The following is an 18,183-nucleotide window of genomic DNA, read 5'->3' on the forward strand; positions in this document are numbered from 1 at the left end:
AGTACCAGGAAAGGGCGTCATAATACAGCAAAACATCGCTGCATTTAAGGCGGTGCCGGAGTTTCCGGGCGCATATTGGCAATTTTTGCGATTTACCCCCTCGTCATCCGTTCTATCAGGAGCATTCCGCAATGAAAAAGGTCGAAGCCGTCATCAAGCCGTTCAAGCTGGACGAGGTGCGCGAGGCGTTGTCCGAGATCGGCATCAACGGCCTCACCGTTTCCGAAGTCAAAGGCTTCGGCCGCCAGAAAGGCCACACCGAGCTGTACCGCGGCGCCGAATACGTGGTGGATTTCCTGCCCAAGGTAAAGATAGAAGTCATCCTGCCGGACGATCTGGTGGAGCGCGCGATCGAAACCATCGTCGCCACCGCCCGCACCGGCAAGATAGGCGACGGCAAGATCTTCGTCACCGCGGTGGAGCAAGTGGTGCGCATCCGCACCGGCGAAACCAACGAACAGGCGATCTGAGCGCCGGCCACGGCCAAAGAAAAAGCCGCCCCGGCGCGGGAGCGGCTTTTTTCGCGCGCGGCGATCAGCCCGCGCTTACTTCCACAGCTTCCACCACGGCATTTCCTCGACCGTCCACGGCTTGGCCAGGTACTGGCTCTTCGGATAGTTGAGCGCCAGCACGCGGCGGGCGTCGTCGCGCAGCTGCGGCAGCTGCAGCTTGTCGTAGGCGGCCACCATGATGGCCAGCGCCTCTTCCGGATACTTGGTGTTGGCGTAATCCTTCACCACGCCCTGCGCGCGGTTGGCGGCGGCCAGGTAGGCGCCGCGCTTCATGTAGTAGCGCGCCACGTGCATCTCGTTGCCGCCCAGCGCGTCCACCAGCTTGATCATCTTGGCGCTGGCGTCGGCGGTATAGGTGCTATTGGGAAAGCGGGTGGTCAATTCGCGGAACGCGGCGAAAGCTTCGCGCGCCGCGCGCGGGTCGCGCTCGCTCATGTCCTGGCCGGCCCATTTGGCGAGCAGGCCGGAATCGTCATTGAAATACACCAAACCCTTCAGATAATAGATGTAATCCAGATTGGGGTGGGTCGGGTGCAGCTTGATGAAACGGTCGGCCGCGGCGATGGCCTGTTCCGGCTCTCCATCCTTGTAATGGGTGTAGGCCAGGTCCATTTGCGCCTGCTGCGCATAGCGTCCGTAAGGGAAGCGCGACTCAAGCGTTTCGTAGAGCTTGACAGCGCGGGTATAATTGCCGCTGTTCAACTCGTCGTGAGCTTCCGAATACAGCTTCTCCACGGTCCAGCCGCGCGTTTCGTCGTAGGTTTCCGTGGTTGCACATCCGGCAAGCCCCATCACCAACATTGCTGCAACAACGTATCTTTTCATGACTGATCCTTACATTGACCCGGACGATTATAGCGACATCTCGGAAAACGAGATATCCGCCACGCAACATCTCGAAATTCCGCTGTCGCTGGGCGGCGAAAGACTGGACGCCGCGCTGGCCAAACTGCTGCCCGATTTCTCGCGCAGCCGGCTGACCCAGTGGATCAAGGACGGCCAAGTCAAGGTGGACGGCCAGGTGGTAGCGCCCAAGACCAAGATGCTGGGCGGCGAGAAACTGGAAGTTTCGCTGCAGCCCACGCATGAGGAAATGGCCTTCCAGCCGGAAGCCATGGACCTGCCCATCGTCTTCGAGGACGACCACATCCTGGTGATCAACAAGCCCGCCGGCCTGGTGGTGCATCCGGCGTCCGGCAACTGGAGCGGCACCCTGCTCAACGGCCTGCTGCATCACTGCCCGTCGCTGGCCGGCGTGCCGCGCGCCGGCATCGTGCACCGCCTCGACAAGGACACCTCCGGCCTGATGGTGGTGGCCAAGACCGTGCCGGCCCAGACCGATCTGGTGCGCCAGATGCAGGCGCGCAGCGTCAAGCGCGTCTATCGCGCCATCGCCGACGGCGTGGTGCCGTTCGACGGCACCATAGACGCCAACATCGGCCGCGATCCGCACAACCGGCTGAAGATGGCGGTGCTGAAATTCGGCGGCAAGCCCGCCATCACCCATCTGCGGGTGCTGGAGCGCTTCGCCAGCCACTCCTACGTGGAATGCAAGCTGGAAACCGGCCGCACTCACCAGATCCGCGTCCACATGCGCGAAGCCGGCCACCCGCTGTCCGGCGACCCGGTGTACGGCAACCTGCGCCACAAGATGGATGAAGACACCGCCGCCGCGGTGAAGGCGCTGGGCCGCCAGGCGCTGCACGCCTACGCGCTGGCCCTGGTCCACCCGGCCTCCGGCGAGCTGCGCAGCTGGAAAGCGCCGCTGCCGGACGACTTCCGCCGCCTGCTCGACCTGCTGCGCGGCGACGGCGCGCTGCCGGACGAAGAGGCTTTCGCCCACGCCGACGAGCAGGACGACGAAGACTGGGATGACGACGACGATGACGACGGCGACATCGAGGTGATCTATGCCCGCTGAAACCTGGCTTGCCGCCGACTGGCCGGCTCCGGCCAGGGTCCGCACCCTGGCCACCACCCGCCAGGGCGGCGTCAGCCAGCCGCCGTACGCCAGCCTCAACCTGGGCGCGCATGTCGGCGACGCGCCGGACGCGGTGGCCGCCAACCGTGCGCGGCTGCGTGACGAATTGCCGGCCGAACCGGCCTGGCTGAACCAGGTGCACGGCGTCGCGGTGGCTGACGCCGCCGCCCTCCGCGGCGCCGCCCCGGACGCCGACGCCAGCTTCGCCCGCGCGCCGGGCGTCGTCTGCGCGGTGATGACTGCCGACTGCCTGCCAGTGTTGCTGTGCGACGACGCCGGCCGCGCGGTGGCGGCGGCCCATGCCGGCTGGCGCGGGCTGTGCGACGGCGTGATCGAGGCCACTGTCGCCGCGATGGCTCTGCCGCCTGCCGGACTGATGGCCTGGCTGGGGCCCGCCATCGGCCCGGACGCCTTCGAAGTGGGCGCGGAAGTGCGCCAGGCCTTCCTCGCCCGCGATCCGGCGGCGGCCTCGGCCTTCATCGACATCGGCGAAGGCAAATACCTGGCCGACATCTACGCGCTGGCGCGCCAGCGTCTGCAAGCCGCGGGCGTCGAGCGGGTGTACGGCGGCGATTTCTGCACCGTGATCGACCGCGAGCGTTTCTTCTCCTACCGCCGCGACCGCGTCACCGGCCGCATGGCCTCGCTGATCTGGCTGCAGGACTGAGCCCTTTCGCCCCCGCCGCCCGGCGGGGCGTCCCAACCCGCCACAACTCCCCTTCCGCAAACGCCGCGCGGCGCGATTGACCCGCGCGCGCCACGCGAACATCATGTTGTTTTCACCACAGCCCCTTGCCGCCATGGACATCGCCATCGTCACGCTGGACAGTTTCAATGAGCTCGACTCGCTGATCGCTGCGGGCATCCTTGGCCGCATGTCCCCGCATGGTTGGAACGTGCGCATCTGCTCGCCCATTCCCGTCGTGCAGTCCCGCAGCGGCACGCGCCTGGAACGCCAGGCGGACCTGTCCTATGCCGGCAGCGCCGACGCGGTGCTGATAGGCAGCGGCTGGCGCACCCGCGACTGGGCGGCGGACGATGCCATCATGAGCCAGCTGCGGCTGGATCCCGCCCGCCAGCTGATAGGATCGCAATGCTCGGGCGCGCTGGTGCTGCATCGGCTGGGCCTGCTGGCCGACGGCGTCGCCTGCACCGATGGCCTGACCCGGCCGATGCTGGAGCAGTTGGGCATCACCGTCGCGCCCCGCGCCTTCCGCGCCGTCGGCAACATCGCCACCGCAGGCGGCTGCATGGCTTCGCAGTATCTGGCCGGCTGGGTTCTGCTGCGTCTGGCCGGCGAGGCGCGCGCGCGCGAGGTTTTGTCCTATGTCGCCCCGGTCGGCGAGGAAGCCGGCTTCGTCGACAGGGCCATGTCCGCCATCGCCGCGGCGTCCGAGCCCGTTCCCGAATGAAAACCATCCCGCTCGCCAGGCTGTCCCCCGCCGACCTCCATCCCTGCTTCCTGGAGGCGTTCAGCGACTACCTGGTGCCGGCGCAACCCAGCCTGGAATCGTTCAGCGCCATGCTGCGCCGGCGCGGCTGGGTGCCCGAGCTGAGCGCCGGCGCCTGGATAGACGGCCGGCTGGCCGGCTTCTGGCTATGCGCGACGCCGCCGATTGACGACGGAATGGAAGGTTATTGCATCGCTGCCGGCGTGGTGCCCGCCGCCCGCCGCCAGGGGGCGCTTTCCGCGATGGCGGCCCGGGTGGCGCGCCTGCTGGCCAGGCGCGGCATCCACCAGCAAAGGCTGGAAGTGATAGACGGCAATCAGCACGCGCAGCTGGCCTACGCCCAGCTGGGCTTCCAGCCGCTGCGCCAGCTTGACTGCTACCTGCTGCAGGTGCCCATCGACAGCCGGCGCCATTGGCCCGTCACGGTCCATCATGGCTACACGCCGGCGCGCTGGCCAAGCGCTGACTGGCTGGCCTATCCGCCGGCGGTGCCGAACCGCCGGGACTCGCTGCGGCGCGCCACGCCCGCCCCGCGCTGGTTGACGGTAGACGCCGGCGGCGCGGCGCTGGGCTCGCTGCTGCTGTCGGCCGACGGCGAAGCGCTGGAGCTGATGGTGGACCCGGCCCACCGCCGCCGCGGCATCGCCAGCCAACTGCTGCGCGCGGGACAGCTGCTGACGCCGGGCGGCCGGCTGGCATTCAACAACGTCGACCGCCGCGACCTGGCCCTGCTCAGCCTGCTGCTTCGGCACCAGGCCGCCTACCGGCTGTCGCAATGGGAAATGCTGAAACCGGCCGCAGCCGAGGCCGGCATTCGCTCCGCGCGGTGATAAAATAGAAAGTGTCGGCGGCGGCGCGTCCGCAGCCGGCGCCATTCACGCGACACAACCAGCCAGGCCGTCCGCTTACTCGCGGCCCGGCGCAGAATCCAAGGCCAGCCCGATGACTCCACAACAACAAACCGACTGGCAGAACCGCCTGATCACGCTGCTCGAGCAGCAACCGCCCGACGACGACGGCGCCCACGACCTCAGCCACCTGCACCGGGTATGGGCGGTGGCGCGCCAGTTGCTGGCCCACCATCCCGAAGCCGATGCGCGGGTGGTGATGGCCGGCTGTTACCTGCACGACCTGGTCAATCTGCCGAAAAACCACCCGCAGCGCCAGCTGGCATCGCACTGGTCCGCCGAGCGCGCCCGCCAGCTGCTGGCCGACGACGCGCTGTCGGCCGAGCAGCTGGACAACCTGGCGCACGCCATCGAGGCCCATAGCTACTCCGCCGCCATCCCGCCGCGCACGCTGGAAGCCAAGATCGTGCAGGACGCCGACCGCATGGACGCGCTGGGCCCGGTCGGCCTGGCGCGGATGTTCTACGTTTCCGGCCGCATGGGCCGCGCGCTGGCCCACCCGCTGGACCCGCTGGCCGAACAGCGCGGCACCGACGACCAGGCCTGGGCGCTGGACCATATCGCGGTGAAGCTGGCCAAATTGCCGGCGATGATGCAGACCGAAGCCGGCCGCGGCATCGCCGAGCGCAAGCTGCAATGGCTGCTCGCCTTCCGCGACGAGTTCTGCCAGGACTGGATGGCCCGCTAGGCCGAAGGCGCCCCCGCCATGATGATCCGCAAGCTGCCGCGCAACACCGCAGGCCGCGACTGGGTGGTGGGGGATCTGCATGGCTGCTTCAGCCAACTGGGCCGGCTGTTGAAAATCATCGCCTTCAATCCGGCCTGCGACCGCCTGCTGTCGGTCGGCGACATGGTGGACCGGGGGCCGGAAAGCCGGATGGCGGTGGAGTGGCTGACGCAGCCGTGGTTTCACGCGGTGCGCGGCAATCACGAACAGATGGCGCTGGACGCGATGCGCAATCCGCTGGAAGACCTGGAGCGCCACCTGCGCAACGGCGGCCGCTGGCTGACCGAGCTGAGCCATTCCGAGCGCGACGCCTGCCTCGCCGCATTCGCCGGCCTGCCGCTGGCGCTGGAAATCGACGTGGAAGGCGGCAAAATGGGCGTGGTACACGCCGACTGCCCCGACAACGACTGGCCGTCGCTGCGCGCCAGGCTGGAAGCCGACAATCCCCGCGACCAGGACTACGAGGCGCTGCTGTGGTCGCGCGAGCGGGTACGAAACGGGGGCGGCGGCGCCGTCCATGGTCTGGACCTGCTGCTGGTGGGGCACACGCCGCAGGAAAACGCCATCCTGTACGACAACGTGATGCACCTGGACACCGGCGCGGTCTACGGCGGCAAGCTGACGCTGTTCTGCGTCAGCGACTTCGTCGAAGTCTCGTTGCCGGCCAGCTTCGAACACATGGCGCAGTTCCAGCTGCATTAGACGCCCGCCGCCGCCTGCGGCTAGAATGCGCGGCCAGCATACCAGGAGGCCATATGGCCGAGCACAAGAAGAAATCCGCCGCCCCCAAGGCGGGCCAACTGGACCGCCGCGTTCAGGAGCAACGCCACGGCCAGGCCGAAGACGCCTGCCGCCGCCTCGTCGCGCTGCTGGAAGCCCTGGCCGCCGACGGCCGCCTGGACGGCAACCAGCAGGCCAGCCAATACCTGAACTCCACCCGCGCCTACTACCGCCGCATCCGCAACGGCAAGGTGATGGGAGCGGCCGACTTCACCGCCGCCGCCGACGTCTGCGCCTGCGCCCGCCGCGCGCTGGCCGCGCTAGACCCAGAACTCGTCTTCGCCGGACTGCCGCAGGCGGACGAGCTGCTGCAGGCCCTGCGGCTGGGCGAACAGGTGGAAACCGAAATGCGCCGGATCAAAGCCGCCGGCAAAGCTGGCTGAGGCAGCCATCCGCATGGCATGATGGCTGCACCGCCACGCCATAGGTCGCCATCATGTACAACCGCATTCCCCATCTGCGCGTCGCCCGCCCGGTCAGCAATCTCGCCGCCAGCAAGGCCATGTATTGCGAAGGCCTGGGTCTGCAGCTATTGGGCAGCTTCGCCGGCCACGACGGCTTCGACGGCGTGCTGCTGGGGCTGCCCGACGCCGGCTATCATCTGGAATTCATCGTCAGCCATCGGCATCCGGTCAGCCCCGCCCCCGGCGTGGAAGATTTGCTGGTGCTCTACCTGCCGGACAAGGCCGAATGGGAGGCGCTGTGCGCCTGCATGCGCGCCGCCGGCTTCCGAGCCGTGCCGTCCGCCAACCCGTACTGGGACGCGCGCGGCGTCACCTTCGCCGACCACGACGGCTACCGCACCGTGCTGCAAAACGCCAAAAGCCCGGTATAAGCCGCTATTTGACTTCGCTGGAGACGATTTTCTCCAGCAGCCCGGACGCGCGCATCTGCTCGATCACGCGGTTGAACTCCGGCGCCCAGTGATCGGCGCCGGCCGCCCGGGAAAAGCCGAAGGCGGCGTAGCTCAACTCGCCGATCGGCACGTCGGACACGCCGATCGCATCCGCCACGCCCTGTTGGTTGACCAGATATTTGCCGACATTCGAATCGATGGTCGCCAGGTCGATGCGGCCGGACTCGATCATCTTGATCAGGGTGACCGAATCCCGGGCCCGCTCTATCGGGTGCGCCGTCATGAAGGCGGCCTCCATGTCCTTGTCGACCACCGAGCCTATCTCCATGCCCAGCCGGTGCGTTTTCAGCCTGTCGTAATCCCGCCAGTCCACCGCGCCGCGGAATGCGCTCTTCTTGTACAGGAAGCAGTTGTACTGCCGCATCACCGGCGCGGAAAACTCCATGTACTGCTCGCGCTCCGGCGTTTTGTACAGCGGCAGGATGCCGTCCACCCGACCCTCCTTGGCCTCGGTCAGGCAGCGCTTCCAGGGCATGATCTTCACCGTCACCGCCAGGCCCAGCTGCCGGCCTATCTCCTGCAGCAGGCGCACCTTGATGCCGCCGCCGGCCACAGTGTCGAACTCGCCCAGCGCGTACGGCGGGTACTTGTCGTAGCACATCGTCAGCTCATCCGCCCGGGCGCCAAGCGCGCACAGCATCGCGGGCAGCAGAAACAGCAGCCTGGCTAACATGCGGCTTCCCCGGTCGAGTAAACGATCATGCGCGGCGCTCCGCCGGCTAGCCTTCCACCGCCTCGCTCTCCTGCTGCAGCTGCCACATTTCCGCGTAGCGGCCGCCCAGGGCCAGCAGTTCGCGGTGGCTGCCCTGCTCCACCACCCGGCCGGCGTCCAGCACCAGGATGCGGTCGGCGTCGACCACAGTGGACAGCCGGTGGGCGATGATCAGCGTGGTGCGGTTGGCCGCGATTTCCGCCAACTCGTGCTGGATGGCTTTCTCGGTGCGGGAATCCAGCGCGCTGGTGGCTTCGTCGAAAATCAGGATCGGCGGGTTTTTCAGAATGGTGCGGGCGATGGCGACGCGCTGCTTCTCGCCGCCGGACAGCTTCAGGCCGCGCTCGCCCACCAGGGTGTCGTAGCCGTCGGGCAGGCTGGCGACGAAATCGTGGATATGCGCGGAGCGCGCCGCCTCAATCACCTCCTCGCGGCTGGCGCCGGCCTTGCCGTAGGCGATGTTGTAGTAGATGGTGTCGTTGAACAGCACCGTGTCCTGCGGCACGATGCCGATGTGGGCGCGCAGCGAGTCCTGGCTCAGCTCGCGGATGTCCGCGCCGTTGATGCGCACCGCGCCGGCGTTGACGTCGTAAAAGCGGAACAGGATGCGCGACAGCGTCGATTTGCCGGCGCCGCTGGCTCCCACCACCGCCAGCGTCTGGCCGGCCGGGATGGCGAAGTCCACATCGTGCAGGATCTGGCGCTTGCTCTCGTAGGCGAAGCCCACCCGTTCGAAGCGGATGGCGGCGCTGCGGGTATCCAGCGTTTTCGCTCCCGGCGCGTCGGCCACTTCCAGATTGACGTCCAGCAGCTTGAACATCCGCTCGATGTCGGCCAGCGAATGCTTGATCTCGCGGTAGACGAAGCCCAGGAAGTTCAGCGGCGCGTACAGCTGCGTGATGAACGTCGCCACCAGCACCACGTCGCCCACCGTCATCCGGTGCGCCACCACGTCGCGCGCGGCCAGCACCATCACCAGCGTGACGCCGATGGCGATGATGGCCGCCTGGCCGGCGTTCAGCAACGACAGCGACACCTGGTTCTTGATCGCCGACGCTTCCCAGGCTTCCAGATTGCGGTCGTAGCGCTTGGACTCATACTCCTCGTTGTTGAAGTACTTGACCGTTTCGTAATTGAGCAGCGCGTCTATCGCCTTGGAATTGGCCTTGGAATCCAGATCGTTCATGGTGCGGCGGTAGACGGTGCGCCACTCGGTCACCAGCAATGTGAAGGCGATGTAGAGCCCGATGGTGCCCAGCGTCACCGCCGCGAATTCCCAGGCGTAGCGGTGGAACAAGATCGCCGTCACCATGCCGATCTCCAGCAGCGTCGGCAGGATGTTGAACACGGTGAAATTGAGCAGGAAGCCTATGCCCTTGGTGCCGCGCTCGATGTCGCGGCTCATGCCGCCGGTGTGGCGCTCCAGATGGAAGCGCAGCGACAGCCTGAACAGATGGCGGAACACATTGCGCGCCACGCTGCGCACCGCGCCCTGGATCACCCGGGCGAAAACCGCGTCGCGCAACTCCCCCAGCACGCCGGACAGCAGCCGCGCCACGCCGTAGCCGGTCAGCGCCAGCACCGGAACCGCCAGCAGCGTGGCCGGCAGCGACAGCTGGTCGACAATGTCCTTCAGGTAGAGCGGCACCGTCACCGCCGCCACCTTGGCCAGCACCATGCAGCCAAGCGCCAGCATCACCCGGCCCTTGAAACTCCACAGATACGGCAACAGCGTCTTGATGGTTTGCAAATCGTTTCGATTGGCCGGGGCCGGGCCGCTATGACTGATGCGCATAAAGGGTTTGCCTGTCGATCTATCCTGTCCGAAAGTGAAGAAGGCTCACTCAACAAGGGGCAGGCATCATGTGGATTCTGTTGCTGGAAGCTTTGGGCGCCGGAGCGCTCGCCTCCTTCATCGTCTGGTGGACCTGGCCGCGCGAGGACAAGGACCCGTCCTGTAAACGCGACTAGTGCAGCACCCGCGGCGCTACCAGCGTCATTTCCGGGATTTCCGCCTCGAAGCGCTGGCCGTCGTCGGCCACCAGCTGATAACTGCCCTTCATGCTGCCGTACGGCGTTTTCAGATGGGTGGCGCTGGAGTACTCGAAAGCCTGGCCCGGGTCCAGGTGCGGCTGCTCGCCCACCACGCCCATGCCGCGCACCTCCTGCACCTGCTGGTTGGCGTCGGTGATGATCCAGTGGCGGCTGACCAGCTGCGCCGGCTCGCTGCCGGTGTTGACGATGCGGATGCGGTAGCCGAACACGTAGATGTCGTTGGCCACATTAGATTGCTCGTCGATGTAATGCGGCTCCGCCATCACTTCCATGAGGTAGGTCTTGTCGGCCATTGCGGCTTCTCCTGATTGATATGGTTTTCATTTTATCCCGCCAATGGCCTTTTGGCGCGGTAGAATGCCCGGCATCCGTGTTTATCGATGTCAGAGCAATCGCCATGCGCACTTTCCGTATCGCCCCCAGCATTCTGTCCGCCGATTTCGCCCGCCTGGGCCAGGAAGTCAGCGATGTCGTCGCCGCCGGCGCCGACATCATCCACTTCGACGTGATGGACAACCATTACGTGCCGAACCTGACCATGGGTCCGATGTTCTGCGAGGCCATCCGCCCGCACACCCAGGCGCCGATCGACGTGCACCTGATGGTGAAGCCGGTGGACGCGCTGGCGGCCGCCTTCGCCAAGGCCGGCGCCGACATCATCACCTTCCACCCGGAAGGCTCCGAGCACGTCGACCGCACGCTGGGCCTGATCAAGGAAGCCGGCTGCAAGGCCGGCCTGGTGCTCAACCCGGCCACGCCGCTGTCCTGTCTGGACCACGTGATGGACAAGCTGGACATGATCCTGATCATGTCGGTGAACCCTGGCTTTGGCGGCCAGTCCTTCATTCCGCACGCGCTGGAGAAAATCCGTCTGGCGCGCCAGCGCATCGACGAATACACCGCCAAGCGCGGCGGCGAGATCTGGCTGGAAGTGGACGGCGGCGTCAAGGTGGACAATATCGCCCAGGTGGCCGCCGCCGGCGCCGACACCTTCGTGGCCGGCTCCGCCATTTACGGCCAGAAGGACTACAAGGCGGTCATAGACGCCATGCGCGCCGAACTGGCCCGCGTGCAAGGATAAGCGCGCAGCCGTTTCATTCCTATCCATCAAAGGGATAAAGCAAGCAATGCATGCATTCATCGTCACCGGCGCCTCGCGCGGCCTGGGCTACGCCATCTGCGAAACGCTGCTGAACGACGGCTACTTCGTCGTCGGCGTCGCCCGCCATGCCGGTCCGGCGCTGGAAGGCCTGGCCGCCCGCCACCCGGAGCGGCTGCTGGCCGTCAACGCCGACTTGGCCGACGCCGCCCAGGCGTCGGCGTCGATTCACTCCGCGCTGCAGCAACTGCCGCTGTCTGAGTGCGCGACCGTCACGCTGATCAACAACGCCGGCGTGGTGACGCCCATCGCCCAGGCCGGCCGCTATCCGGCCGACGAGGTGGTCAAGGCCGTCGCCATCAACGTCACCGCTCCGCTCCTGGCTAGCGACGCGCTGCTGTCCGCCACCGACCATCTGCCGGCGCGCCGCCGCATTCTGAACATCTCGTCCGGCGCCGCCGCCAAGGCCTACCCCGGCTGGAGCGTGTATTGCGCCACCAAGGCCGCGCTCGACCACTTCAGCCGCAGCGTCGCCGTGGAGCAGGAAGGCAAGGCCAATCCGGCGCAGATCGTCGCGCTGTATCCGGGCGTGGTGGACACCGACATGCAAGGCGATATCCGCGCCAGCGACGAAGGCCAGTTCCCGCAAAAAGCGCGCTTCGACGCCTACAAGGCCGACGGCGCGCTGAGCAGCCCCGGCGACGCCGCGCGCAAGATCGTCGACTACCTGGTGTCGCCGGCCTTCGGCCAGGCGCCAGTCGTCGACATCCGCGAGCTGTAAGCCCGCATTCTTCAATTCCGCCGCGGCCCGCCGGCCGCGGCTTCAAAAGCCAATATATGAATCTCAAGCACATCAAAGCCGTCGCCTTCGATCTGGACGGCACCCTGATCGACTCCATCCCCGATCTGGCCAATGCCGCCAACGCCATGCGCGCTCATCTGGGCCTGCCGCCGCTGGACCCGGAGCGCATCAAGAGCCATGTCGGCGACGGCATCGCCAGCCTGGTCCACCGCGCCATCACCGACGAGCGCCACGCCGAGGCCGACGGCCCGCTGTGGGAGCGCGGCTACCGCTTCTTCATCCAGCATTACCGCGAACACCTGGCCGACCAGACCACGGTCTACGCCGGCGTGCGCGACGGCCTAAGCCTGTTGCGCGCCCTCAAGCTGCCGCTGCTGGTCATCACTAACAAATCCGAGCGGCTGGCCGTGCCGCTGCTGGAACAACTGGAGCTGCGCGACCACTTCAGCCTGGTCCTGGGCGGCGACACCCTGCCGGAGAAGAAGCCATCCGCTTTGCCGCTGCAACACGCCTGCCAGGTGCTGGGCATCTCAGCCAAGGAAATGGCGATGGTGGGCGACTCCGCCAACGACGTGGCCGCCGCGCGCGCCGCCGGCTGCGCCGCCATCGCGGTGGGCTACGGCTACGGCGACGCCGCCTCGCTGGGCGCCGACCTGACCGTGGCCAGCATTGCCGAGCTGTACGATTTGATGAAGAATGACGGCTCCATCTCACTCTAAAACCGGAAACCCCTGACTCATGGCTTTTCTTCCCGCTCCCGCCAGCTGGCGATGGCGCCGCTGCACCCGCTCCCGGCGCCCCGCCCCCAACTGACAGAACCCAAGGAAGAACACCCATGCAGCCACAGACTTTCCAGCAACTCGCCGCCGAAGGCTACAACCGCATCCCGGTCACCCAGGAGCTGCTGGCCGATCTAGACAGCCCGCTGTCCATCTACCTGAAGCTGGCCAACCAGCCGTACAGCTACCTGCTGGAATCGGTGGTGGGCGGCGAGCGCCGCGGCCGCTACTCCATCATCGGCCTGCCGGCCGACACCCGCCTGCGCGTCAACGGCCAGCGGGTGCAGGTGGAGTGCGGCGACAAGGTGATAGAGCGCCACGACGGCGATCCGCTGGCCTTCATCGAAGCGTTCCAGCGCCGTTTCCGCATCCCCGAGCTGCCCGGCCTGCCGCGCTACTCCGGCGGCCTCGTCGGCTACTTCGGCTACGACACCATACGCTATATCGAACGCCGCCTGGCCGACGTCCAGAAACCGGACCCGGTGGGCACGCCGGACATCCTGCTGATGCTGTCCGAGGAAATCGCCGTGGTGGACAACCTGTCCGGCAAGCTGCACCTGGTGGTGTACGCCGACCCGGAAGTGCCCAACGCGCTGCCCAAGGCCCAGGCGCGGCTGGCGCAGCTGCGCGCCAAACTGCGCGAGCCGCTCGCCATTCCGCTGTCGCTGCCCACCGGCCCCGCCGCGGAGGCGGTGTCGGAATACGGCGAGCAGGCCTTCATGGACGCGGTGGCCGCCAGCCAGCGCTACATCCACGACGGCGACATCATGCAGGTGGTGCTGGCCCAGCGCATGCAGCAGCCCTACCAGGGCTCGCCCATCGCCTTGTACCGCGCGCTGCGCAACCTCAATCCGTCGCCGTACATGTTCTTCTACCATTTCGACGACTTCCACGTGGTGGGCGCTTCGCCGGAAATCCTGGTGCGCCGCGAGGGCGAAACCGTGACCGTGCGCCCGATCGCCGGCACCCGCCCGCGCGGCCAGAGCCGCGAACAGGACGAGGCGCTGGCCGCCGAGCTGCTGGCCGACCCCAAGGAAATCGCCGAGCACGTGATGCTGATGGACCTGGGCCGCAACGACGTCGGCCGCGTCGCCGACATCGGCACGGTCAAGATCACCGACAATATGGCCATCGAGCGCTACTCGCACGTGATGCACATCGTCTCCAACGTCGAAGGCCAGGTAGACCGCAAGATCAGCAATATCGACGTGATCAAGGCCACCTTCCCGGCCGGTACCCTGTCCGGCGCCCCCAAGGTGCGGGCGATGCAGATCATCGACGAGTTCGAACCGACCAAGCGCGGCGTCTACGGCGGCGCGGTCGGCTACCTGGGCTTCAACGGCGACATGGACCTCGCCATCGCCATCCGCACCGCGGTGCTGAAAAACGGCATGCTCTACGTGCAGTCCGGCGCCGGGGTGGTGGCCGACTCGGTGCCGCAATCGGAATGGCTGGAAACGCAGAACAAGGCGCGCGCGGTGCTGCGCGCCGCGCAAATGGTGGCCGATGGGCTGGATGCCTGAATCCGGCCCTCCGCTCCGCCCCGCTCCACGCCGCCGGCCCCGCCCGGCGGTTTGCATTTTCGGACCGCCATGAAAAATGGCGGACGCCCCCGAGGGAGCATCCGCCACGCGCCGATTCTCGCAGAGCGCTCAGCGCTTGGTCAGCGTGATCCAGCTGTTTGCCGGCACCCGCAAAGTCCAGATGCCGTTGCCGATATAAGAGAACTGCTTGCTGGTATCGTATTGCCCATCCATGGGAATGAGCGGCTTGTCGGCGGACAGCGCAATGCCCGGCAGCTGGATTTCCCTGCCCTGCGGCAGCAGCGGACTGCCCGGCAGCACCACCCGCTTGGCCGGATAACCATAGCGCCCCGCGACATTCGCCGCGCCGGCGCTCAGCATGGTGCCGGCGTAGCGCTCCAGCATGTCCGCATAACCGGCGCCGCCTGCGGCCCGCAAGCCCTCGGAGACCGCCTGCGCGCCGGGATTCTGGCTTTCCAGCCACGGCCGGAACAACTGATGGCCGTATTGATGCACCATCAGCGCGCCCAAAGCCAGCGCCTTGGGATAACAGCTGCTCGCGCCATTCCAGCGAGAGAAGTCGCAAGGGACGAAATCGAGCGCCCGCTCGAAGTCCGCTCTTGGCCGCAAGTCCGGATGCGCGTCCCGCCCGGCGCCGCGCCCGCCGCCGAAGGTATCGGCCAGCACCAGATAAGCGATCGACTGGGCGAACATTTCGTCCTCCCAGGTTTCCACCTTGACTGGGACAGCCGGTTTGTAGCGCTTGTTGTAGCTGTAAAACAGGTGGGAAAACTCATGCGCCAGCGTGGAAAGCGCCTCGCCCGCGCCTTGCGAGCGCTCATGCCACTCCTCACCCGCCGCGCTGCGCGCCAGCACTTCGGATGACAAGAAGACCGCCAGCGCCGCGTTGCTGCGCTGGTATTTCTGGCATGGTTTCGCGTCTTCCGTGCACAAATTGCGCAGCGCGTTGCCCGACCAGACATAACCCATCAGCCCGGCGGCGTTGCCCTGGGCGCGCAACGGCGTCACCACGATATGGACGTCGCGGGTATCCGCCGGGATGGTAAATCCGGCGAACACCGGATTGCCGACCACGCCCCACGGCTGCCCCAGCAGCGACACCTCGAGCGGGTAGACGCTGCCCGCGAAACGCTCGGCCAGGAAGTCGGCCTGCCTGGCGCTGACGCCGGCGCCGTTCTCGGTCCAGACATGCACCGAGGCGCCGCCCGGCAGCGCGCGCTTTGTCCTGAGCGTGGTCGCGACATCATTCTCATGGATGGAATCGAACCATGTCTTTTCCTCGCCCGGCGCATATGCGACCGGCGCCTCCCGCCTGGCGCCCTGCCCCAGCTTCAGACGTTGCGCCGGCGCTTTCTGCGCGTAAATCGCGCTCAGCTCGGCATGCTCCGCCTGATAGTCCGGCTCGCGCGGCCCGGCGTCCTTCTCTTCCTGACGCAGGCTGAGCTCGCCGGCCGCCACGCCGGCGCCGCTCACCTTGGTCGAGACCGCGTGCCAGATCGCCGGCGACAGGCCCGATACCACCAGCTCACGTTCAAGATGGCTGTCATTGTAAAAACGGTACATCGAGCCGACCGCCTGGTTGGCGCCATCCGCCAGGCGGCAACGGTTGCCGCTGCAGACCAACTCTCCCGCCTCCGCCCCCGACTTCGCCTCCGGCGCGGCGCCATGCGCAACCGCGCCGCCGCCATCATTGGCGGATGGCGAACCACCTCCTCCGCCTCCTCCGCCGCATGCCGTCAAACCGGCAACCATGGCCGTCAGCAAAAGAGGTCTGAGCATTTCATTCATACAAGTTCACAGTTGCAATATTAATTAACAAGAATGTAATAATACTCATGGCAGCCATCAAGAAAATACAAGCCTGCTCGATAGCGGCAAATCCCGGAAGAGTTGTTGCTCTAAAGCAACAAAATTCCAATAAATATTCTAGTTGGGTCATAAATTTAATATTTTCACCCAGAAAAACCCGTAAGCAGTATGTAAACAAACCACGCCGCCCTACAGTCCTTTGCCCTCTCCGCTAAGCGAAAGGGTTCATTGCCGCATCGCCGACGCGGGAAGCGCCCTCTGCCCGGGGCTCTGGCCGCAGGATGAAATTTCAACGTCATTTTCATGCCCCCCCGTCCCCTCGGCGCGAAAAGGCGTTTATCGCAGCGCGCGGCGCGGCCGGGTCTCGCCCGCGAAGGAAAATCATCAAGCCGCGCTGTCGCCGGCCCGCGCCGCGAACTAGTCTGAATGCAGACTAGTTCAGACCCCAAGGTGACTGTCATGCTGCTGCACGATATGCGGACACGCCATAAACTGGCCCTGCTGCTGGCGATCCCGCTGCTGGCCATCGCCGCCGTAGCCGGGGAAGGGCTGGTGACCATGGCCGAATTGAAGGACCACGTCGCCAAGGTTTACGTCAGCAGCGCCGCGCCGCTGTTCGAAGTGTCCAAGGTCAGCTCTCTGGTGCCGCGCACCCGCATAGACGTGATGCAGGCGATGATGGACGCCATGGCCGGCGGCGCCGGCTACCGCACCCCCACCCAGCGCGCCGACCGGCTGTACGGCAAGATAGGCGAAATGCGGGAGGCGATCGCCAAGCTGCAGCAAGGACACATTTCAGCGGAACTGAAACCCCAGGTGGACGCCATCGCCGCGCTGTATCAGGACATGGCCGCCAACAGCCTGGAGCCCTTCGTCAACGCCATCCGCGCCAACCGCATCGAGGACGCCAAGGCGATCTATCCCAAATTCGTCAAGCAGTACGAAGGACTGCGCGACCAGGTCGGCGCGCTGATGCCGCGCCAGCTGGCTATCGCCGAAACCGCCTACCAGGACGCCAACCGCACCTATCAGAGCCAAAGCCGGCTGATTTACGGCGTGCTGGCGGTGTCGGTGCTGCTCAGCCTGGCCATAGGCTTCGCGCTGGCCAAGCTGATTAGCGAGGAATTGGACAAGCTGCGCGCCACCATGCTGGAAGCCGCCGACCACTTGCGGCTGAGCCTGCGCGCCCGCGTCGGCGGCCGCGACGAATTCGGCGAAGTGGCCGATGCCTTCAACCGGCTGATGTCGGCGTTCGAATCCGCATTGCAGCGGATACGCGCGGTGGGCGAACAGGTGAGCGAACGCTCGCACGCGGTGGCCGACGCCGCGCGCGCCATCGCCCGCGGCACCATGGAGCAAAACCAGGCGGCGCAGCACACCACCACCGCGGTGGAGGATGTCTCGGCCAGCGTGCAGCGGGTGGCGCAGACCGCCAGCGACAGCACCGCCTTGTCGCTGTCCGTGCAAACCCTGTCCGAACAGGGCGGCCAGGTGCTGACGGAAAACGCATCCAACGCCAACACCCTGCACGGCGCCATCCACAAGACCGCCGAACTGACGCAGAGCCTGGCGCAGCGCTCGCAGCAGATCAACAACATCGTCAGCGTGATCCATGACATCGCCGAACAGACCAATCTGTTGGCGCTGAACGCGGCGATCGAGGCGGCGCGCGCCGGCGAGCAAGGCCGCGGCTTCGCGGTCGTGGCTGACGAGGTGCGCAAGCTGGCCGAACGCACCACCAGCGCCACCGGCGAGATCGGCGCCATGCTGGGCGGCATTCAGAGCGACGTGGCCAGCGTGGTCAAGGACACTCAGATGTGTTCGGAATTGATAGAGGAGAGCCGGCGCAGCTCCGAACGGGCGATGGAGGCGCTGCAGCAGATACGCGGCGGCGCCGAGACCTCGGCGCGGCAGATCGCCGAGATCGCCTCCGCCACCGTGGAACAAGGCGCGGCGACAGCGGATATCGTGCAAAGGATAGAGCACATCGCGGCGATGGCCGGCGAGAACGACAGCTCGGTGCAGGCAGCGTCGGCCGCGGCAGACAGCCTGGCGGCGCTGGTCAGCCAGCTGGAAGCGGAAATCGACCGCTTCCGCGCGCGCTGACG

At 66.4% G+C, this 18,183-nt stretch carries 19 protein-coding genes; 14 read left to right on the top strand and 5 right to left on the bottom strand.

What is annotated here, in order from left to right; all coding sequences use genetic code 11:
• Positions 1-131: 131 nt before the first annotated feature.
• Complete coding sequence (locus MY55_RS16615) at positions 132-470, top strand: P-II family nitrogen regulator (RefSeq protein ID WP_043573434.1); 339 nt, start codon at positions 132-134, stop codon at positions 468-470.
• Between the two features lie 75 nt (positions 471-545).
• On the opposite strand, the gene MY55_RS16620 is transcribed toward MY55_RS16615, so the two are convergent.
• Positions 546-1,337 carry an outer membrane protein assembly factor BamD gene (locus MY55_RS16620; protein WP_043573431.1) on the bottom strand — a complete coding sequence of 264 codons (792 nt, stop codon included), beginning with the start codon at positions 1,335-1,337 and terminating at the stop codon, positions 546-548.
• Between MY55_RS16620 and rluD the strand changes: the two genes are divergently transcribed.
• From rluD to MY55_RS16660, 8 genes are all read left to right on the top strand, one after another.
• Positions 1,336-2,433, top strand: coding sequence for a 23S rRNA pseudouridine(1911/1915/1917) synthase RluD (gene rluD, locus MY55_RS16625; RefSeq protein WP_065202736.1), 1,098 nt, complete (start codon positions 1,336-1,338; stop codon positions 2,431-2,433). The two genes, MY55_RS16620 and rluD, sit on opposite strands and share 2 nt — an antisense overlap.
• Positions 2,423-3,160: a peptidoglycan editing factor PgeF gene (gene pgeF / locus MY55_RS16630; RefSeq protein WP_065202737.1), complete on the top strand. Its 738-nt coding sequence runs from the start codon at positions 2,423-2,425 to the stop codon at positions 3,158-3,160. The genes rluD and pgeF overlap by 11 nt, the downstream gene beginning before the upstream one ends.
• Before the next feature lie 103 nt (positions 3,161-3,263).
• A complete protein-coding gene (locus MY55_RS16635) occupies positions 3,264-3,905 on the top strand; it encodes a type 1 glutamine amidotransferase family protein (protein ID WP_230623337.1) in 642 nt (213 codons plus the stop codon).
• Positions 3,902-4,774: a GNAT family N-acetyltransferase gene (locus tag MY55_RS16640; RefSeq protein WP_065202738.1), complete on the top strand. Its 873-nt coding sequence runs from the start codon at positions 3,902-3,904 to the stop codon at positions 4,772-4,774. Before MY55_RS16635 ends, MY55_RS16640 begins: the two co-directional genes overlap by 4 nt.
• Before the next feature lie 112 nt (positions 4,775-4,886).
• Positions 4,887-5,540 carry an HD domain-containing protein gene (locus MY55_RS16645; protein WP_043573420.1) on the top strand — a complete coding sequence of 218 codons (654 nt, stop codon included), beginning with the start codon at positions 4,887-4,889 and terminating at the stop codon, positions 5,538-5,540.
• Positions 5,541-5,558: 18 nt separating this feature from the next.
• Positions 5,559-6,281: a metallophosphoesterase gene (locus tag MY55_RS16650; RefSeq protein ID WP_065202739.1), complete on the top strand. Its 723-nt coding sequence runs from the start codon at positions 5,559-5,561 to the stop codon at positions 6,279-6,281.
• Between the two features lie 53 nt (positions 6,282-6,334).
• Positions 6,335-6,742, top strand: a complete 408-nt coding sequence (locus tag MY55_RS16655) for a hypothetical protein (protein WP_043573417.1) — start codon at positions 6,335-6,337, stop codon at positions 6,740-6,742.
• A gap of 53 nt (positions 6,743-6,795) precedes the next feature.
• On the top strand, positions 6,796-7,194 hold the full coding sequence (locus MY55_RS16660; protein WP_043573414.1) for a VOC family protein: 399 nt from the start codon (positions 6,796-6,798) through the stop codon (positions 7,192-7,194).
• A 4-nt stretch (positions 7,195-7,198) separates the two neighbouring features.
• On the opposite strand, the gene MY55_RS16665 is transcribed toward MY55_RS16660, so the two are convergent.
• The 3 genes from MY55_RS16665 to apaG all read right to left on the bottom strand — a co-directional run bounded on the left by MY55_RS16665 (position 7,199) and on the right by apaG (position 10,335).
• On the bottom strand, positions 7,199-7,948 hold the full coding sequence (locus MY55_RS16665) for a substrate-binding periplasmic protein (RefSeq protein ID WP_065202740.1): 750 nt from the start codon (positions 7,946-7,948) through the stop codon (positions 7,199-7,201).
• Positions 7,949-7,994: 46 nt separating this feature from the next.
• On the bottom strand, positions 7,995-9,782 hold the full coding sequence (locus MY55_RS16670; RefSeq protein WP_047236728.1) for an ABCB family ABC transporter ATP-binding protein/permease: 1,788 nt from the start codon (positions 9,780-9,782) through the stop codon (positions 7,995-7,997).
• 172 nt (positions 9,783-9,954) lie between these two features.
• Complete coding sequence (gene apaG, locus MY55_RS16675; RefSeq protein ID WP_043573408.1) at positions 9,955-10,335, bottom strand: Co2+/Mg2+ efflux protein ApaG; 381 nt, start codon at positions 10,333-10,335, stop codon at positions 9,955-9,957.
• A gap of 104 nt (positions 10,336-10,439) precedes the next feature.
• Here apaG and rpe point away from each other — a divergent pair, with 104 nt between their 5' ends.
• The 4 genes from rpe to trpE all read left to right on the top strand — a co-directional run bounded on the left by rpe (position 10,440) and on the right by trpE (position 14,245).
• Entirely contained in the window at positions 10,440-11,123 is a 684-nt protein-coding gene (gene rpe / locus MY55_RS16680; protein WP_047236729.1) for a ribulose-phosphate 3-epimerase, read from the top strand.
• A 46-nt stretch (positions 11,124-11,169) separates the two neighbouring features.
• Positions 11,170-11,922 carry an SDR family oxidoreductase gene (locus tag MY55_RS16685; RefSeq protein WP_047236730.1) on the top strand — a complete coding sequence of 251 codons (753 nt, stop codon included), beginning with the start codon at positions 11,170-11,172 and terminating at the stop codon, positions 11,920-11,922.
• A gap of 56 nt (positions 11,923-11,978) precedes the next feature.
• Positions 11,979-12,662, top strand: a complete 684-nt coding sequence (locus tag MY55_RS16690; protein WP_043573401.1) for a phosphoglycolate phosphatase — start codon at positions 11,979-11,981, stop codon at positions 12,660-12,662.
• Positions 12,663-12,778: 116 nt separating this feature from the next.
• Positions 12,779-14,245: an anthranilate synthase component I gene (trpE, locus tag MY55_RS16695; RefSeq protein WP_043573399.1), complete on the top strand. Its 1,467-nt coding sequence runs from the start codon at positions 12,779-12,781 to the stop codon at positions 14,243-14,245.
• A 129-nt stretch (positions 14,246-14,374) separates the two neighbouring features.
• Here trpE and MY55_RS16700 read toward each other — a convergent pair whose 3' ends face one another.
• Complete coding sequence (locus tag MY55_RS16700; RefSeq protein ID WP_157889354.1) at positions 14,375-16,045, bottom strand: M30 family zinc metallopeptidase; 1,671 nt, start codon at positions 16,043-16,045, stop codon at positions 14,375-14,377.
• A gap of 489 nt (positions 16,046-16,534) precedes the next feature.
• Here MY55_RS16700 and MY55_RS16705 point away from each other — a divergent pair, with 489 nt between their 5' ends.
• On the top strand, positions 16,535-18,181 hold the full coding sequence (locus tag MY55_RS16705) for a methyl-accepting chemotaxis protein (RefSeq protein WP_043573394.1): 1,647 nt from the start codon (positions 16,535-16,537) through the stop codon (positions 18,179-18,181).
• The last annotated feature ends 2 nt before the right edge of the window (positions 18,182-18,183 follow it).

Source organism: Chromobacterium subtsugae (assembly GCF_001676875.1).
Classification (GTDB): domain Bacteria; phylum Pseudomonadota; class Gammaproteobacteria; order Burkholderiales; family Chromobacteriaceae; genus Chromobacterium; species Chromobacterium subtsugae.

Excerpts from the sequence above, each read along its gene's own strand:
- MY55_RS16615 (WP_043573434.1), top strand. The coding sequence starts at position 132 with ATGAAAAAGGTCGAAGCCGTCATCAAGCCGTTCAAGCTGGACGAGGTG.
- rluD (WP_065202736.1), top strand. The coding sequence starts at position 1,336 with ATGACTGATCCTTACATTGACCCGGACGATTATAGCGACATCTCGGAA.
- MY55_RS16620 (WP_043573431.1), bottom strand. The coding sequence starts at position 1,337 with ATGAAAAGATACGTTGTTGCAGCAATGTTGGTGATGGGGCTTGCCGGA.
- pgeF (WP_065202737.1), top strand. The coding sequence starts at position 2,423 with ATGCCCGCTGAAACCTGGCTTGCCGCCGACTGGCCGGCTCCGGCCAGG.
- MY55_RS16635 (WP_230623337.1), top strand. The coding sequence starts at position 3,264 with ATGTTGTTTTCACCACAGCCCCTTGCCGCCATGGACATCGCCATCGTC.
- MY55_RS16640 (WP_065202738.1), top strand. The coding sequence starts at position 3,902 with ATGAAAACCATCCCGCTCGCCAGGCTGTCCCCCGCCGACCTCCATCCC.
- MY55_RS16645 (WP_043573420.1), top strand. The coding sequence starts at position 4,887 with ATGACTCCACAACAACAAACCGACTGGCAGAACCGCCTGATCACGCTG.
- MY55_RS16650 (WP_065202739.1), top strand. The coding sequence starts at position 5,559 with ATGATGATCCGCAAGCTGCCGCGCAACACCGCAGGCCGCGACTGGGTG.
- MY55_RS16655 (WP_043573417.1), top strand. The coding sequence starts at position 6,335 with ATGGCCGAGCACAAGAAGAAATCCGCCGCCCCCAAGGCGGGCCAACTG.
- MY55_RS16660 (WP_043573414.1), top strand. The coding sequence starts at position 6,796 with ATGTACAACCGCATTCCCCATCTGCGCGTCGCCCGCCCGGTCAGCAAT.
- MY55_RS16665 (WP_065202740.1), bottom strand. The coding sequence starts at position 7,948 with ATGTTAGCCAGGCTGCTGTTTCTGCTGCCCGCGATGCTGTGCGCGCTT.
- MY55_RS16670 (WP_047236728.1), bottom strand. The coding sequence starts at position 9,782 with ATGCGCATCAGTCATAGCGGCCCGGCCCCGGCCAATCGAAACGATTTG.
- apaG (WP_043573408.1), bottom strand. The coding sequence starts at position 10,335 with ATGGCCGACAAGACCTACCTCATGGAAGTGATGGCGGAGCCGCATTAC.
- rpe (WP_047236729.1), top strand. The coding sequence starts at position 10,440 with ATGCGCACTTTCCGTATCGCCCCCAGCATTCTGTCCGCCGATTTCGCC.
- MY55_RS16685 (WP_047236730.1), top strand. The coding sequence starts at position 11,170 with ATGCATGCATTCATCGTCACCGGCGCCTCGCGCGGCCTGGGCTACGCC.
- MY55_RS16690 (WP_043573401.1), top strand. The coding sequence starts at position 11,979 with ATGAATCTCAAGCACATCAAAGCCGTCGCCTTCGATCTGGACGGCACC.
- trpE (WP_043573399.1), top strand. The coding sequence starts at position 12,779 with ATGCAGCCACAGACTTTCCAGCAACTCGCCGCCGAAGGCTACAACCGC.
- MY55_RS16700 (WP_157889354.1), bottom strand. The coding sequence starts at position 16,045 with ATGCTCAGACCTCTTTTGCTGACGGCCATGGTTGCCGGTTTGACGGCA.
- MY55_RS16705 (WP_043573394.1), top strand. The coding sequence starts at position 16,535 with ATGCTGCTGCACGATATGCGGACACGCCATAAACTGGCCCTGCTGCTG.